At 67.4% G+C, this 14,346-nt stretch carries 14 protein-coding genes; all 14 read left to right on the plus strand.

The annotated features are described in order from the left end of the window. The first annotated feature begins 30 nt into the window (after positions 1 to 30). Entirely contained in the window at positions 31 to 423 is a 393-nt protein-coding gene (cheY, locus tag AASM09_RS12330; protein WP_005413247.1) for a chemotaxis response regulator CheY, read from the plus strand. Further along, a complete protein-coding gene (locus tag AASM09_RS12335) occupies positions 423 to 1,028 on the plus strand; it encodes a protein phosphatase CheZ (RefSeq protein ID WP_006442968.1) in 606 nt (201 codons plus the stop codon). Before cheY ends, AASM09_RS12335 begins: the two co-directional genes overlap by 1 nt. A gap of 2 nt (positions 1,029 to 1,030) precedes the next feature. Beyond that, complete coding sequence (locus AASM09_RS12340) at positions 1,031 to 2,848, plus strand: chemotaxis protein CheA (protein ID WP_049426837.1); 1,818 nt, start codon at positions 1,031 to 1,033, stop codon at positions 2,846 to 2,848. A gap of 101 nt (positions 2,849 to 2,949) precedes the next feature. Next, on the plus strand, positions 2,950 to 3,690 hold the full coding sequence (locus tag AASM09_RS12345) for a flagellar motor protein (RefSeq protein ID WP_005409527.1): 741 nt from the start codon (positions 2,950 to 2,952) through the stop codon (positions 3,688 to 3,690). Between the two features lies 1 nt (position 3,691). Then, positions 3,692 to 4,708, plus strand: a complete 1,017-nt coding sequence (motD, locus tag AASM09_RS12350; RefSeq protein ID WP_049426838.1) for a flagellar motor protein MotD — start codon at positions 3,692 to 3,694, stop codon at positions 4,706 to 4,708. Between the two features lie 4 nt (positions 4,709 to 4,712). Next, positions 4,713 to 5,495, plus strand: a complete 783-nt coding sequence (locus tag AASM09_RS12355; protein WP_005413243.1) for a ParA family protein — start codon at positions 4,713 to 4,715, stop codon at positions 5,493 to 5,495. Then, positions 5,492 to 6,739 (plus strand): chemotaxis protein CheW, encoded by a 1,248-nt coding sequence (locus AASM09_RS12360; RefSeq protein WP_100443527.1) that lies wholly within the window; start codon positions 5,492 to 5,494, stop codon positions 6,737 to 6,739. Before AASM09_RS12355 ends, AASM09_RS12360 begins: the two co-directional genes overlap by 4 nt. 61 nt (positions 6,740 to 6,800) lie before the next feature. Beyond that, positions 6,801 to 7,109 carry an STAS domain-containing protein gene (locus tag AASM09_RS12365; RefSeq protein WP_049426841.1) on the plus strand — a complete coding sequence of 103 codons (309 nt, stop codon included), beginning with the start codon at positions 6,801 to 6,803 and terminating at the stop codon, positions 7,107 to 7,109. Next, positions 7,106 to 7,471 (plus strand): response regulator, encoded by a 366-nt coding sequence (locus AASM09_RS12370; protein ID WP_005409521.1) that lies wholly within the window; start codon positions 7,106 to 7,108, stop codon positions 7,469 to 7,471. The genes AASM09_RS12365 and AASM09_RS12370 overlap by 4 nt, the downstream gene beginning before the upstream one ends. 45 nt (positions 7,472 to 7,516) lie before the next feature. Further along, positions 7,517 to 9,508, plus strand: a complete 1,992-nt coding sequence (locus tag AASM09_RS12375) for a chemotaxis protein CheA (RefSeq protein ID WP_343368465.1) — start codon at positions 7,517 to 7,519, stop codon at positions 9,506 to 9,508. A 396-nt stretch (positions 9,509 to 9,904) separates the two neighbouring features. Then, positions 9,905 to 12,154 (plus strand): methyl-accepting chemotaxis protein, encoded by a 2,250-nt coding sequence (locus tag AASM09_RS12380; RefSeq protein ID WP_100443529.1) that lies wholly within the window; start codon positions 9,905 to 9,907, stop codon positions 12,152 to 12,154. 216 nt (positions 12,155 to 12,370) lie between these two features. Beyond that, the gene (locus AASM09_RS12385; RefSeq protein ID WP_049426672.1) at positions 12,371 to 13,144 is read left to right on the plus strand and encodes a flagellar brake protein; all 774 of its coding nucleotides are present in this window, start codon (positions 12,371 to 12,373) and stop codon (positions 13,142 to 13,144) included. Between the two features lie 184 nt (positions 13,145 to 13,328). Then, positions 13,329 to 13,820 (plus strand): chemotaxis protein CheW, encoded by a 492-nt coding sequence (locus tag AASM09_RS12390; protein WP_049426673.1) that lies wholly within the window; start codon positions 13,329 to 13,331, stop codon positions 13,818 to 13,820. A 136-nt stretch (positions 13,821 to 13,956) separates the two neighbouring features. Then, positions 13,957 to 14,340 carry a hypothetical protein gene (locus AASM09_RS12395; RefSeq protein WP_005409515.1) on the plus strand — a complete coding sequence of 128 codons (384 nt, stop codon included), beginning with the start codon at positions 13,957 to 13,959 and terminating at the stop codon, positions 14,338 to 14,340. Positions 14,341 to 14,346: the final 6 nt, after the last annotated feature.

Raw genomic sequence — 14,346 nt, forward strand, 5'->3', positions numbered from 1 at the left:
GCCCGGAATGAACAACAAAGGAACTCTGCTTTGAACAAGAACATGCGCATCCTGATCGTCGACGACTTCTCGACCATGCGTCGAATCGTCAAGAACCTGCTGGGCGATCTGGGCTTCACCAACACCGCCGAAGCCGAGGACGGGCATGCCGCGCTGTCGCTGCTGCAGAGCCAGCCGTTCGATTTCGTGGTCACCGACTGGAACATGCCGGTGATGACCGGCATCGAGCTGCTGAAGGCGATCCGCGCCGATGCCAAGCTGAAGACCCTGCCGGTGCTGATGGTCACCGCCGAGGCCAAGCGCGAGCAGATCATCGAAGCCGCCCAGAACGGCGTGAACGGCTACATCATCAAGCCGTTCACCGCGCAGACGCTGGAAGAGAAGCTCGGCAAGATCTTCGAACGCCTGGCGGCCAGCGCCTGATGGATACCACGGTCGACAAGAACGCCCTCGCCCTGCGCCTGCAGGAAGCCCTGGACGCACTGGAGTCCGGTGACGAAGCCGCCTGGCGGCAACGCATCGACGGACTGGTCGCGCTGCGTACGCAGCCGATGATGAGCGGCCTCTCGCGGCTGGCCCGCGAGCTGGGACAGGCACTGGGTGAACTGCCGACCGTGCCCAGCGAGGCCGGCGAGCTGGACGACGCCTGCGCACGCCTTGACCACGTGGTGGCGATGACCGAACAGGCCACGCACCGCACCCTGGACCTGGCCGAGGAATGCCGCAGCCTGACCGAACAGCTGCGCGCCGAAGGCCTGCAGCCGGGCCAGGACGCGCAGCTCGAGCGCATCCGCCACAACCTGACCGAGATCGCCCTGACCCAGAGCTACCAGGACCTGACCGGGCAGATCATCCGTCGCGTGGTCGGCATCGTCCGCCGCGTGCACGAGGGCTTTGGCGCACTCGGCCTGCCGCCGGAACAGCATCGCACCGATCCGGAACTGGCCGGGCCGGCACTGAAGGGACTGGACCGCCACGCGGTCTCGCAGAACGACGCCGACGACCTGTTGTCGGATCTGGGGCTGTAAGCATGAGCGCGGTATCCGACGACATCACTGCCGATTTCATCATCGAGGCCCAGGAAATCCTGGATCGCCTGGGCGAACAGCTGGTGTCGCTGGAGCAGGCACCGCAGGACACCGAGCAACTCAACGCGGTGTTCCGCGGCTACCACACGCTCAAGGGCGGCGCCGGCTTCCTTGGCGTCACCGCAATGGTCGAGCTGTGCCACGCCGCTGAAGAAGCACTTGGCATCGCGCGTGCCGGGCAGGCGGTACTGCAGGCCCACCACTTCGACGCCGCCCAGCAATCGCTGGACTACCTGCAGTCGATGCTGGACGCCGTGTCCTCCGGTACGGAGCCGGGCTATGCGCCGCCGGACCTGATCGCGCAGTTCGACATGAACGGTGGCACTGCCGCACCGGTCGCTGCGGCCGCGCCTGCGGCAGGTGGCAGCGATCTGATCACCGACGACGAATTCGAGGCCCTGCTCGACCAGCTGCACGGCGGCAACGCGCCGACCGCAGTCGCGCCGGCGAAGAAGGCCGACGACGGCCTGATCAGCGAAGACGAGTTCGAAGCCCTGCTGGACCAGCTGCACGGTGGCGCTGCGCCAGGCGCCAAGCCTGCTGCCGCCGTCGCGGCGGCACCCGCCGCAGCACCGCGCCCGGCACCCGCAGCCAAGCCGGCAGCCAAGCCGATGGCCGAGGCCGAGCACACCGTGCGCGTGGACACCAAACGCCTGGATGCGATCGTCAACCTGATCGGCGAACTGGTGCTGTCACGCAACCGCCTGAAGACCCTGCGTGCACGCCTGCGCGACGAGGAGCTGGACCGCGCCGTATCGACGCTGGACATCGCCACTGCCCGCCTGCAGTCGGCGGTGATGCGTACCCGCATGCAGCCGGTTGGCAAGGTGTTCTCGCGCTTCCCCAAGGTCGCCCGCGACGTCGCCCGCTCGCTGAAGAAGGAAGTGGACCTCGAGCTGGTCGGCGCCGAGACCGAGCTCGACCGCAACCTGGTCGAAGCGCTGGCCGACCCGCTGGTGCACCTGGTCCGCAACGCCATCGACCATGGTGTGGAAATGCCCGAGCTGCGTGAAGCGCAGGGCAAGCCACGGATGGGCCATGTGCGCCTGTCGGCGCAACAGGAAGGCGACTACGTCAGCATCGAGGTGCAGGACGATGGCGCCGGCATCGACCCGGAAAAGCTGCGTGCCAAGGCGCGCGAAAAGGGCCTGATCGATCCGGAAGCCGCCGCTCGCCTGAGCAGCGAGGAATGCCTGCACCTGGTGTTCCTGCCCGGCTTCTCGACCAAGCAGCAGGTCACCGACATTTCCGGCCGTGGCGTCGGCATGGACGTGGTGCAGTCGCGCATCCGCGAACTGAGCGGCCAGATCCAGATCCAGTCGGAACTGGGGCGTGGCAGCCGCTTCCTGATCCGCGTGCCGCTCACCCTGGCGATCCTGCCAACCCTGCTGGTGCAGGCCGGCGAGGACGTCTACGCGCTACCGCTGGCGCGCGTGATGGAAGTGCTGCACGCACCGCGCACGTCGCTGGGCTGGTTCGATGGCCGCGCCGTGCTCGACCGCCGCTCGCACACCCTGCCGCTGGTCGACCTGCGCCAGTGGCTGGATGTGACGCCCGCCGCGTCGACCCTGCTGACCATCGTGGTGCTGCAGGCCGGTGAAGCGCGCTTCGGACTGGTCGTGGACCAGGTGCGCGGGCGCGAGGAAGTGGTCATCAAGCCACTGCCGAAAGCCCTGCGCGGCCTGCGCGGTTATGCCGGTGCAACCTTGATCGGCGATGGTCGCATGGCACTGATCCTGGACGTGGACGGCATCCGCTGAACACCGCCGGGCGTGGCCCGGCGACCCGAAAACTGTGACTACCGTCTGTACGCGTTCTCCCGGTGTCTCAAGTCCCATTCATACAAGCCGATACCGGAACCATGGATAGACTCAGCCTCATTGGACTCTTTCTCGCCCTGGCCTCGCTGGTCGGTGGCAGCATCCTCAAGGGCGCCGGCCTGGCGTCGCTGTGGTCGCCTGCGGCGTTCGTGATCGTCATCGTCGGCACCGTTGCCGCGATCCTGCTGCACACCTCGCCGGCGGTGTTCAAGCATGCGTTCAAGATCGTGCGATGGGTCGTGCGCCCGCCGCACAGCGATCGTCGCGAACTGATCCAGCAGATCGTCGAGTGGAGCAACATCGCCCGTCGCCAAGGCCTGCTGGGCTTGGAATCGCAGGTGGAAGCGCAGCAGGATCCGTTCCTGCGCAAGGGCCTGCAGTTGCTGGTGGACGGCGTCGAGCCTGAATCGATGCGGCACATGCTGGAAATCGAACTGGGCAGCCAGGAACACCAGGACCAGGCCGGTGCCAAGGTATTCGAGGCGATGGGCATCTACGCGCCCACGCTGGGCATCATCGGCGCCGTGCTCGGCCTGATCGCGGTGATGAAGAACCTGGCCGACCCGAGCAAGCTGGGCCACGGCATCGCTGCCGCGTTCACCGCCACCATCTACGGCATCGCCTCGGCCAACCTGCTGTTCCTGCCGATCGCGGCCAAGCTCAAGAGTGTGATCTCGCACAACACGCGCGACCGCGAAATGGTCATCGAAGGCCTGATCTCGATCGCCCAGGGCGAGAACCCGCGCAACATCGAAACCAACCTCTCCGGCTTCCTGCACTGACATGGCCCGCCGCAAGCACCACGAAGAGCACGCCAACCATGAAGCATGGGCGATCCCCTATGCCGACCTGATGACGCTGCTGCTCGCCTTCTTCGTGGTCATGTACGCGATCTCTTCGGTCAACGAGGGCAAGTACCGGATCATGGCCGACGCGCTCACCGATGCCTTTGGTGGTGCGCCGCGCACGATCAACCCGGTGCAGGTCGGCAACAAGCAGGTGCAGGGCGGCGGCTGGGACAGCCCGTCGGTGATCAAGTCCGGCACCAAGATCGGCCCCTCCGCGCCGGCGCCGTCGCACGACCCGACCCTGCTGCCGTCGATGGCCTCGCAGATGCGCATGCCGGTCTCGGTGCACAACCAGGAACAGATCGCCCGTGCCGAGCGCCAGCTCAACAGCATCGCCGACCGCCTCACCGCCGCGCTGGCGCCGCTGATCGACCGCGGCATGATCAGCGTGCGCCGCACCGAGCTGTGGATCGAAGTGGAGATCAACAGCGACATCCTGTTCCCCACCGGCTCGGCCGCGCTGGACATGCATGCACGGCAGACGCTGGCCAGCCTGGCCGAGGTGCTGCGTGACGTGCCCAACAGCGTGCGCGTGGAAGGCCATACCGACAACGTGCCGATCGCCACCGCCACCTTCCCCTCCAACTGGGAGCTGTCGGCCGGACGCGCGGCCAGCGTCGTGCACCTGTTCGCCGACCAGGGCGTGCAGCCGTCGCGGCTGGCGATGGTCGGCTATGGCCAGTTCCGTCCGCGCGAAGAGAACGACAGCGCACAGGGGCGCAACCGCAACCGCCGGGTGATGGTCATCATCCTGGCCGACACCTCGCATGCGGTGGATCCACTTGGCCAGCGCCTCAATGCGGCCACCGGCGCCGCCGACAACAGCACCACCGAACAAGCCGCCGCAACTCCGGCTAACGCCCCCACGTCCCCCATCGCACCGGTGAAGTTGCCGCCGGTGCCGGCTGGCAGCCGTGTCGGCGCCGCCGTTCCCCCGGCAATGAAGGAGTAAACCGATGCGCATCTGGGCAGTCGCCAACCAGAAGGGCGGAGTCGGCAAGACCACCACCACCCTCGCCCTCGGCCGTGGCCTGGCCGCGCTTGGCCATCGCGTATTGCTGATCGACCTCGATCCGCATGCCTCGCTCAGCCGCGCCTTCGGCGTGCCGGTGGATCCGCCCCCGGCCGGCGTACTGGAACTGTTCGGCGCCCCGCCGGCAGATCTTTCCAGCCTGTGCCATGCCAGCAGCATCCACGGTCTGGACTATGTCTGCGCGCAGTCGGCGCTGGCCACGCTGGAGCGCCGCAGCGCCAACCAGCCCGGCCTCGGCCTGGCCCTGCAGAACGCGCTGGCGCGCCACCAGGGCCAGCACGACTACATCCTGCTGGACTGTGCCCCCACCCTCGGCCTGTTGATGATCAATGCGCTGGCCGCTGCGGACCGCCTGATCATTCCCACCCAGGCCGAGCCGCTGGCCCTGCACGGCCTGGATGGCATGGTCCGCACCGGCGAGATGGTCGAGCGCTCGCGCCGCCGCCCCCTGCCGATCTCGATCCTGCCGACCCTGTTCGACCGCCGCACCCGCGCCGGCAACGAATCGCTGCGCACCATGCAGGATCGTCACGGCACCCGCGTGTGGGAAGACGCGATTCCGATCGATACCCGCATCAGCAATGCCGCAGGCCTGACCCTGCCCAGCGTCGGCGAGGACTACCCCGGCCGCGGCCTGGCCGCCTACCGCCGCGCCCTGAACTGGATCCTCGGCGAAGATGCCCGTGCCCTGGAGCAGGCGGCATGAACAGCACAGGCGTATTGGACGACTACCTGGACGAACTGCTGGGCGAAGCGATTGTGGCGACGCCGCCCTCCACCCTGTCATCCGACAACGCCGGCCCCTGCCCGACGAGCGCGGTAGCGCCCGAGCGTGAGCCGACCTGGGACGACCTGCCCTCCGAAGTCATCTACGAGACGGACGCCGTCGTCGCGCAGCCCGCTGCAGACAACGCAGCCCTGGAGGCCGCCTTCGACGCCGCCTCCACGCCCGCGACCGTGACCGACACGGAACGCGAGCCGACATGGGACGACCTGCCGGCCGAAGTGATCTACGAAACCGGAACCGTCGCCCCAACTGCCGAGGACACGGCCGCGCTGGAGGCCGCTTTCGAGGCCGCCACCAGCGGTAGCGCCGGGCCGCGCCCGGCGAGCGAAGCGGCCGCCGAACGCGAGCCGACATGGGACGACGTGCCCGATGAGGTCGTTCATGAGACCGCACCCGCCCTCGCTCCGGTCACAACCAAGGCCGGCCCAGAGCCCACCTGGGACGACTTGCCCGACGAAGTGATCTACGAGACCGACGCGGCCGACAGCCATCACCTCGCCCACACTGACAGCCCAGGGCTGCAGGCCGCATTCGAAGCCGCCGCCGGGGGCGAGGATGTCCCCACGCCGCCGCCGGCCGTGGTCGCGCCCCCGGCACCGCGCCCTGTACCTGCACCTGCCCCGGCGGCGCGCGTTGCCGTGGATGCCCCGGCCAGCAGCCGTCCCGGCACCTGGCAGGAGCTGCAGGCACAGGCGCACCAGCCCGCCAGCAGCCCACACCCACAGAACCGCCGCGCCGGCGAGCGTACCTCGCGCTGGCTGCGCCTGCGCTGCGGGACCCAGGCGTATGCACTGGAACTGCTGAAAGTGCAGGAAGTGGTGTTGCCGGTACCGCTGCTGCCGTTGCGCGGTACTGCGCCGGCGATGCTCGGGATCATGAACCTGCGTGGCCAGGTGGTGCCGGTGATGGACCTCGGCCTGCACCTCGGTGCCGCGGCAGCGGAAGACGACGCCCAGACCCGCATCGTGGTGCTGGAAGAGGATGGCGAGACCATCGGCCTGCGTGTGTCGGCAGTGGAAGATGTCGCCAACCTCACCGATTCGCAGATCGAGCCACCCGATACCGCCCGGATCTGCCAGATCTCCAATGATCTGTTTCGCGGCGTCGCCCGGGTCAGCCAGCGGCCGATGATCCTGCTCGATGCCACGCGGCTGTTGAGTTGAGCCGACGCACCGCGTCGATTCCTCTAAAGAACCCCGCCGGGACCGTTTGTCCGGAGCAACGATGAGCACTGTCGAACTGGGTGAGGATCTCGGCATCGAGAGCACCACCGAGCTCAAGAACCGCCTCGCCCCGCTGGTGGCGCAGGCAGGCGAGCTGATCCTGGATGCAAGCCAGGTCGCCCGCATCCACACGGCAGCCGTGCAGGTGCTGTGTGCCTTCGTGCAGGCCCGCCGCGAGGCAGGCCTGGGCACCGGCTTCCACGGTTGCACCGCAAACTTCCGTGACGCCGCGCGCCTGCTGGGCGTCACCCAGGCCCTGGGCCTGGACGTAACCCATGACAACCTGAAATCTGTGGAGAACGCTGCATGAGCGCACGTATCTTGGTGGTGGACGATTCGGCGTCGATGCGCCAGATGGTTTCCTTCGCCCTCACCTCGGCCGGTTTTGCCGTCGAAGAAGCCGAAGACGGCGCGGTCGCGCTCGGTCGCGCCAAGGGCCAACGCTTCAACGCGGTGGTCACCGACGTCAACATGCCGAACATGGACGGCATTGCGCTGATCCGCGAACTGCGCCAGCTGCCGGACTACAAGTTCACCCCGCTGCTGATGCTGACCACCGAGTCGGCCGCCGACAAGAAGTCCGAAGGCAAGGCCGCCGGCGCCACCGGCTGGCTGGTCAAGCCGTTCAATCCGGAACAGCTGGTCGCCACCGTGCAGAAAGTGCTGGGCTGATCGCCCGGCACTGCTCCCCCTCTTCGCTTCCGGACCACCACTGCCATGAGCATGGACCTGCAACGCTTCCACGCCACCTTCTTCGAGGAGAGCCGCGAAGGCCTCGACGCGATGGAGGCTGGCCTGCTGGCCCTGGAATCGGGGCAGCAGGACGCGGAGATCATCAATTCGGTGTTCCGCGCCGCCCACTCCATCAAGGGCGGCGCCGGCACCTTCGGCTTCGATGCCATCGCCGGCCTGACCCACGTGCTGGAAACGCTGCTCGATGAGCTGCGTGCCGGCAAGCGGGCCCTGGAAGGCCACGCTGTCGACGCCATGCTGTCCTCGGTGGACGTGCTGCGCGCGCTGCTGCGCGAGGCCGAGCACGGCCAGGCTGCCGACCCCGCCGCTGTTGCTGCGGTGAAGGCACGCCTGGAAGCCGTTCTCTCCGGCCAGGCCGCACCGAGCGCGCCGGCCGCTGCCGCCGCCAAGGTGGACGATACGCCGGAAGCCTGGCAGATCGGCTTCACCCCGGCACCGTCGCTGTTCATGAGCGGCAACGATCCGTTGCGCATCATCCGCGAACTGGAACACCTCGGTTCGCTGCAGGTGGCCGCGCGCATGGAACGCCTGCCCGGATTTGCCCAGCTCGACCCGCTCGAGGCCCACCTGGCGTGGGACCTGGGCCTGGTCGGCAAGGTGCCGCGCAGCAAGATCGAAGACACCTTCGCCTGGGTACTGGACGACTGCGAGCTGGACATCCGTCCGGCAGCGCCGCCGAGCCTGGCTACCCAGGCGCCCGTTGCAGCAACCCCTTCCACGCCTGCTGCCATCGCACCGGCAGCGCCTGCTGCGCCAGCCGCCAGCGGCGCTGCCAGCCAGGAAGCCGAGACCTCGATCCGCGTCAGCGTCGACAAGGTCGATGCGCTGATCAACCTGGTCGGCGAACTGGTCATCACCCAGGCCATGCTCAAGCAGGTCTCGCACGCGCTGGACCCGGTCCACGCCGAGAGCCTGTTTGCCGGGCTTGACCAGCTGGAACGCAACACCCGCGACCTGCAGGAAGCAGTGATCGGCGTGCGCATGCTGCCGGTCGATGCGGTGTTCCGCCGCTTCCCGCGCCTGGTCCGCGACCTGTCCAGCCGCCTCGGCAAGCAGGTGCGCCTGCGCACCGTCGGCGAAGGCACCGAGCTGGACAAGGGCCTGATCGAGAAGATCGCCGATCCGCTGGTGCACCTGGTGCGCAACTCGATCGACCACGGCCTGGAAATGCCCGATGTGCGCCGCGGCGCGGGCAAGGACGAGACCGGCACGATCACCCTGGCCGCTTCGCATCAAGGCGGTCATATCGTCATTGAAGTGAGCGACGACGGCCGCGGCCTGGATCGCGCCAAGATCCTGGCCAAGGCCACCGAACGCGGCCTGGCCGTGCCGGACAACCCGACCGATTCGCAGGTCTGGGACCTGATCTTCCAGCCCGGCTTCTCCACCGCCGATGCGGTCACCGACCTGTCCGGGCGCGGCGTCGGCATGGACGTGGTCCGCCGCAACATCCAGGCGCTGGGTGGCGAGGTGCAGATCGAAAGCAGCCTCGGCGCCGGTACCCGCACACTGATCCGCCTGCCGCTGACCCTGGCCATCCTCGATGGCATGACCGTGGCCGTGGCCGGCGAAACCCTGATCCTGCCACTGGCCTATGTGCTTGAGGCGTTGCAGCCGCAGGCCGAGGACATCCGCAGCATGGCCGGCGAAGGCCGCGTGCTGCGCGTGCGTGGCGAGTACCTGCCCATCTTCTCGCTGAGCGAGTACTACGGCTACGGCAACCGTGCACCGGGCAGCGAATCGCTGGTGGTCGTGGTCGAAGGCGATGGCCAGAAGATCGCACTGGAAGTGGACGAGCTGGTCGGCCAGCAGCAGGTGGTGGTGAAGAACATCGAGAACAACTACCGCCGCATCGGTGGGGTGTCCGGTGCCACCATCCTTGGTGACGGCCGCGTGGCACTGATCGTCGACATCGGTGGGCTGGTGCGTTCGCTGCGGATGCCGCAGGCCGCCTGATCCATCCTGCAAGCGTTCATGAAACCGCCGCCCTTCGGGGTGGCGGTTTTTGTTTGTGCACGTTCCGGCGATGGGGCGGCGATGGGGTCAGATCCCTTTCCTGCGGAAAGGGATCTGACCCCCGCCTGACGGCGCCGCCCATTCCGTGAACTTCGTCGCCATGATGGTTTCGCGCGCAACCACGCCACTCAAGCGAAGCCCCGCCGCTACGCCACTTTCGCGCCCTTATCCCTACGCATCCGAATGTGATCTGCGTCCATAAAGTCCGCGCAGGTTGCGCCGCTATTCCGCAATGACGGCCGTCACCGAACCCCCACCGGGCACTCCCGTTCGCTCTGCAACCACCCCCAAACCGGCGCACAGACGCCGGCACTCTGCCCACCTGGAGCACCCTGCATGAAGTGGTTCCAAGATCTGCCCATCGCCCGCAAGCTGGCCGTGGGGTTCACCCTCACCACCTTGATGACCCTGGTCCTCGGCGCCTTCGCACTGGTGCGTCTGAGCGAAGCCAACGCGCAGCTGCGCGAGATGGCTGGCAACGACATTCCGTCGGTGCAGCACCTGGGCGAGGCGCGCTCGCAACTGGGCGAGTTCCGCACCTACGAACTTGCACAGCTGAGCATGCTCGACCAGCCGGAGAAGGTCGCCGACTACAACAAGCGCATGGACGACACCGCCAAGGCCGTGCATGACGAGCTGGCCGCGTACTCGGCGCTGCCGGCGCTGGCCAAGGAGCGTGAACTGTATCGCGCGGCGAGCGCGCAGCTGGATCGCTACTTCGCCGCCAACAAGGCGATGCGCGACGCCGTGGCTGCCGGTGATGGCGCACGGGCCCAGCAGATCTCCGACGAGCAGTCGCGCCCCGCGCGTCGCGATCTGTTCGCTGCAATGAAGGCACTGGGCACCCACATCGCCGGCCAGATGGACGGCAAGATCGCCGGCGCCAATGCCACCCACCGCACCAGCATGATTGCCATCGTCGGCTGCATGGTGCTGCTGTCGCTGGTCGCAGCCGTGCTGGCCGTCGTCATCTCGCGTGCAGTGACCGGCCCACTCGGCAAGGCCGTGCATGCCATCCAGGCCGTCGCGCGCGGTGATCTCAGCGTCAGCACCCAGGCCACCAGCAAGGACGAAGCCGGCAAGATGCTGGCCGCCACCGCCGAGATGACCGCGATGCTGCGCCGCTTCAGCGAGCAGACCCAGCTGATGGCGCAGATGCATGCCGGCCCGGACATCAGCCACCGCATTCCCGAAGACTTCCCGGGCGTCTACGGCCAGCTGGCCAACGGCATCAACACGGTGATCTTCGAACACCTCGATGCGATCGTCGATGCCATTGAAGTACTCAACCAGTACGCCATCGGCAATCTGACCCCGGACGCACGCCGCCTGCCCGGCAGCCGCGCCATCCTGCATGAATCGATGGATGCAGCCAAGGCCAGCCTGCTGGCAATCAATACGCAGATCCAGCAGCTGGCTGCAGCAGCGGCCGCAGGCGACTTCAGCCAGCGCGGCGACGCCCAGCGTTTCCAGCACGACTTCAAGCTGATGATCGAACACCTCAACACCATGATGCAGGTGGCTGACGGTAACCTCGGCCAGCTCTCGCAGCTGCTGCAGTCCATTGCCGCAGGCGACCTGACCGCGCGCATGGATGGCCAGTTCAACGGCGTGTTCGCCCGCATGCGCGACGACGCCAACACCACCGTTGCGCAGCTGACCCAGATCGTCGGCCAGATCCAGGCCAGCGCCTCCAGCATCACCCTGGCCGCCGGCGAGATCGCCTCCGGCAACAGCGACCTGTCGCGCCGCACCGAGCAGCAGGCCGCCAACCTGGAAGAAACCGCTGCCTCGATGGAGGAGCTGACCTCCACCGTGCGCCAGAACGCCGAACACGCGCGCCAGGCCAACCAGCTCGCCATCGGTGCGCATGGTGTCGCCTCGCAGGGTGGCGACGTGGTCGGCCAGGTGGTCACCACCATGTCGGCCATCGAAGCCTCGTCGAAGAAGATTGCCGAGATCATCTCGGTCATCGACGGCATCGCGTTCCAGACCAACATCCTGGCGTTGAACGCCGCGGTGGAAGCCGCCCGCGCCGGTGAACAGGGCCGTGGCTTTGCCGTGGTTGCCAGCGAGGTGCGCACCCTCGCCCAGCGCTCCGCTGCCGCCGCCAAGGAGATCAAGGGCCTGATCGACGATTCGGTCGGCAAGGTCGCCGAAGGCTCCAGCCTGGTCCATCAGGCCGGCAGCACCATGGGCGAGATCGTCGCCTCGGTGCAGCGCGTGACCGACATCATGGCCGAGATCTCCGCTGCCTCGCAGGAACAGAGTGCCGGCATCGAGCAGGTCAACCAGACCGTGGTGCAGATGGACGAAACCACCCAGCAGAACGCTGCACTGGTGGAAGAAGCCACTGCTGCCGCACGTGCGATGGAAGACCAGGCCGTGCAGCTGGGCGAAGCCGTAGCGCGCTTCCGGCTGGCATCACAGGGCGTCGCCGCTGCACCGGCACGGCTGGCAAATGCGCCGCAGCCACGCCAGGTCGCGGCTGCCCTGCCCGCCACCAAGGCAGCACCGGCACGACCGTTGCGTGCATCGGCCGCCCAGCCGGCGCTGGCTGCCGAGGGTGACTGGCAGGAGTTCTGAGGACACCGGGGTCGGATCCCTCTTCCGCGGAAGGGGGCTCTGACCCCACGCAGGAAGAGAGCCACGGGGTCAGATCCCTTTCCCACGGGAAAGGGCTCTGACCCCTTACGCATGGAAAGTGATGCAAATCTCACTTCATAATCCAATGCAGAGGCCGATATCCCCATCGAGCCTCGCGCCAACGCGTGCTGGCGCCCGCCCCTGATCACAGATTCCATGTCCGACGGCCACGACACTGAACTGCACGATGTCCACGCGGCCGACGCCGCGGACGAACGCTTCCTGGTCCGCAACCCCCGCCAGCTGCGCCACCTGCTGCGCTCGCTGATCGACCAGCGATCACTGATCAACGCGCATATCGACGGCCGGGACCGTTCGTTCCCGACCGCCCTGCTTGATCTCGACGAGGACGAAGACTACCTGCTGCTCGACGGCAGCCCGCAGGAGGCATCCAACCGTGCCGCCGAGCAGGCCGACCATCTGCTCTGCTTCGCCCAGCTGGAACGTGTCCTCGTGCGGTTCCGCCTGCACGCGCTGCAACGCGTGGACAACGATGGCCACGTCGCCTTCCGCGCCCCGCTGCCGGACGAACTGGTGCACCTGCAACGCCGCGAGCTGTACCGGCTCGAGACCCCGGTCACCGACTCACCACAGCTGCTGCTGCCACCCGGCGAAGCCCGCGCCGAAGCACTGTCGATGCGGGTGGTGGACATCAGCGGTGGCGGCCTGGCCGTAGTGGTACCCAACGACTGCGCCGTGTTCGGCCTGCAGAAGCGCTACACGGCGCAGCTGTCGCTGCCCGATGGCCCGGACCTGGACATCGAACTGGTGGTCTGCAACCTGCTGCCTCAGCGACAGCCCAACGGCATCGAGGTCAAGCGCGTAGGCATGCGCTTTGACAGCCTGCCGCGCGGTGGCGACAGCGCCATACAGCGCTACATCTTCCGCATCGACCGCCAGCGCAAGGCCCGCCGCAACGGCGAGCTCTGAGGCCCGTCCAATGGGTATGCCGGCCAGCGGCCGGCACCATCCACGCCGTGCGTGGATGCCCAACCCACCGCCCCGGTAGACCCACGCCATGCGTGGATGCCTCTCCCCCGGCACCTAAAGTCCCCCCATGCGGGGCCGATATCGAGCCTGACACCGGGACTTCCGGCAGAACCAGGACCCCTCGATGAACGACAAGACCAGCTCCGCCGCCAGCGCCGGCGGCGAATTCCTCAGCTTCACGCTCGGCGCCGAGCACTACGGCGTGGACATCCTCAAGGTGCAGGAAATCCGTGGCTACGATGCGGTCACCCGCGTGCCGGATGCCCCGGACTACATCAAGGGCGTGATCAACCTGCGCGGCACCATCGTGCCGGTCATCGACCTGCGCCTGAAGCTGCGCCTGGACAACGCCCGCTACGACGCCTTCACCGTGATGATCGTGCTCAACGTCGAAGACCGCGTGGTCGGCATCGTGGTCGACAGCGTGTCGGACGTGATCCCGCTGTCGGCCGAGCAGATCCGCCCGACCCCGGAGTTCGGCGCTGCGGTCGATACGCGCTTCATCTCCGGCATCGGCACACACGACGACCGCATGCTGATCCTGCTGGACATCGAGACCCTGCTCGACAGCGCCGACATGGGCCAGTCCACCCTCGCCGAAGACGTTGCCGCCTGACCCAGCGGACCTGCTTCACGTTCTGGTCACAAAACCCTTCAGTTCCCCCCGGCGGTGCCGATAGGGGGACAGAAGCCGGTCGCGCAGGAGCGCGCGGAACCGGAACGACCATCACCATCCCCGGAGATACACCTCGATGAAGTCCCTGCTTGCGTTCGTTTCGGCCGCTGTCCTGGCCACCACCGCTTCCTCCGCGTTCGCCCAGGCGGCCGACATGATCCCGCCGGAACTGGCCCCGCGTTCGGTCGGCAAGGACGGCATGGTCTGTGGCAAGGTCGAAAAGGCCCGTTACGCAGAAGGTTCCGAAGGCCAGCCGACCTTCCTGTACATGGGCGGCGCCTTCCCGCGCCACACCTTCTCGGCGCGCATCGCCGGCGAGAACCGCGGCAAGTTCTCCTTCCCGCTGGAAACCCTGGAAGGCAAGACCGTGTGCGTGATCGGCAAGATCCAGCGCGACGCCTCGCGCGCGGAAATCGAAGTCAGTTCGCCGGCGGGCCTGAAGCTGGCCAACATCAAGTAATCCGCT

Origin of the sequence: Stenotrophomonas maltophilia (genome assembly GCF_039555535.1) — a bacterium.
Lineage (GTDB): Bacteria > Pseudomonadota > Gammaproteobacteria > Xanthomonadales > Xanthomonadaceae > Stenotrophomonas > Stenotrophomonas maltophilia_Q.

Bases quoted from the DNA above. Each gene is read 5' to 3' on its own strand.
- AASM09_RS12365 (WP_049426841.1), top strand. From the start codon at position 6,801: ATGAGCACTGTCGAACTGGGTGAGGATCTCGGCATCGAGAGCACCACC.
- AASM09_RS12340 (WP_049426837.1), top strand. From the start codon at position 1,031: ATGAGCGCGGTATCCGACGACATCACTGCCGATTTCATCATCGAGGCC.
- AASM09_RS12360 (WP_100443527.1), top strand. From the start codon at position 5,492: ATGAACAGCACAGGCGTATTGGACGACTACCTGGACGAACTGCTGGGC.
- motD (WP_049426838.1), top strand. From the start codon at position 3,692: ATGGCCCGCCGCAAGCACCACGAAGAGCACGCCAACCATGAAGCATGG.
- AASM09_RS12375 (WP_343368465.1), top strand. From the start codon at position 7,517: ATGAGCATGGACCTGCAACGCTTCCACGCCACCTTCTTCGAGGAGAGC.
- AASM09_RS12395 (WP_005409515.1), top strand. From the start codon at position 13,957: ATGAAGTCCCTGCTTGCGTTCGTTTCGGCCGCTGTCCTGGCCACCACC.
- AASM09_RS12385 (WP_049426672.1), top strand. From the start codon at position 12,371: ATGTCCGACGGCCACGACACTGAACTGCACGATGTCCACGCGGCCGAC.
- AASM09_RS12345 (WP_005409527.1), top strand. From the start codon at position 2,950: ATGGATAGACTCAGCCTCATTGGACTCTTTCTCGCCCTGGCCTCGCTG.
- AASM09_RS12390 (WP_049426673.1), top strand. From the start codon at position 13,329: ATGAACGACAAGACCAGCTCCGCCGCCAGCGCCGGCGGCGAATTCCTC.
- AASM09_RS12380 (WP_100443529.1), top strand. From the start codon at position 9,905: ATGAAGTGGTTCCAAGATCTGCCCATCGCCCGCAAGCTGGCCGTGGGG.
- AASM09_RS12335 (WP_006442968.1), top strand. From the start codon at position 423: ATGGATACCACGGTCGACAAGAACGCCCTCGCCCTGCGCCTGCAGGAA.
- AASM09_RS12355 (WP_005413243.1), top strand. From the start codon at position 4,713: ATGCGCATCTGGGCAGTCGCCAACCAGAAGGGCGGAGTCGGCAAGACC.
- AASM09_RS12370 (WP_005409521.1), top strand. From the start codon at position 7,106: ATGAGCGCACGTATCTTGGTGGTGGACGATTCGGCGTCGATGCGCCAG.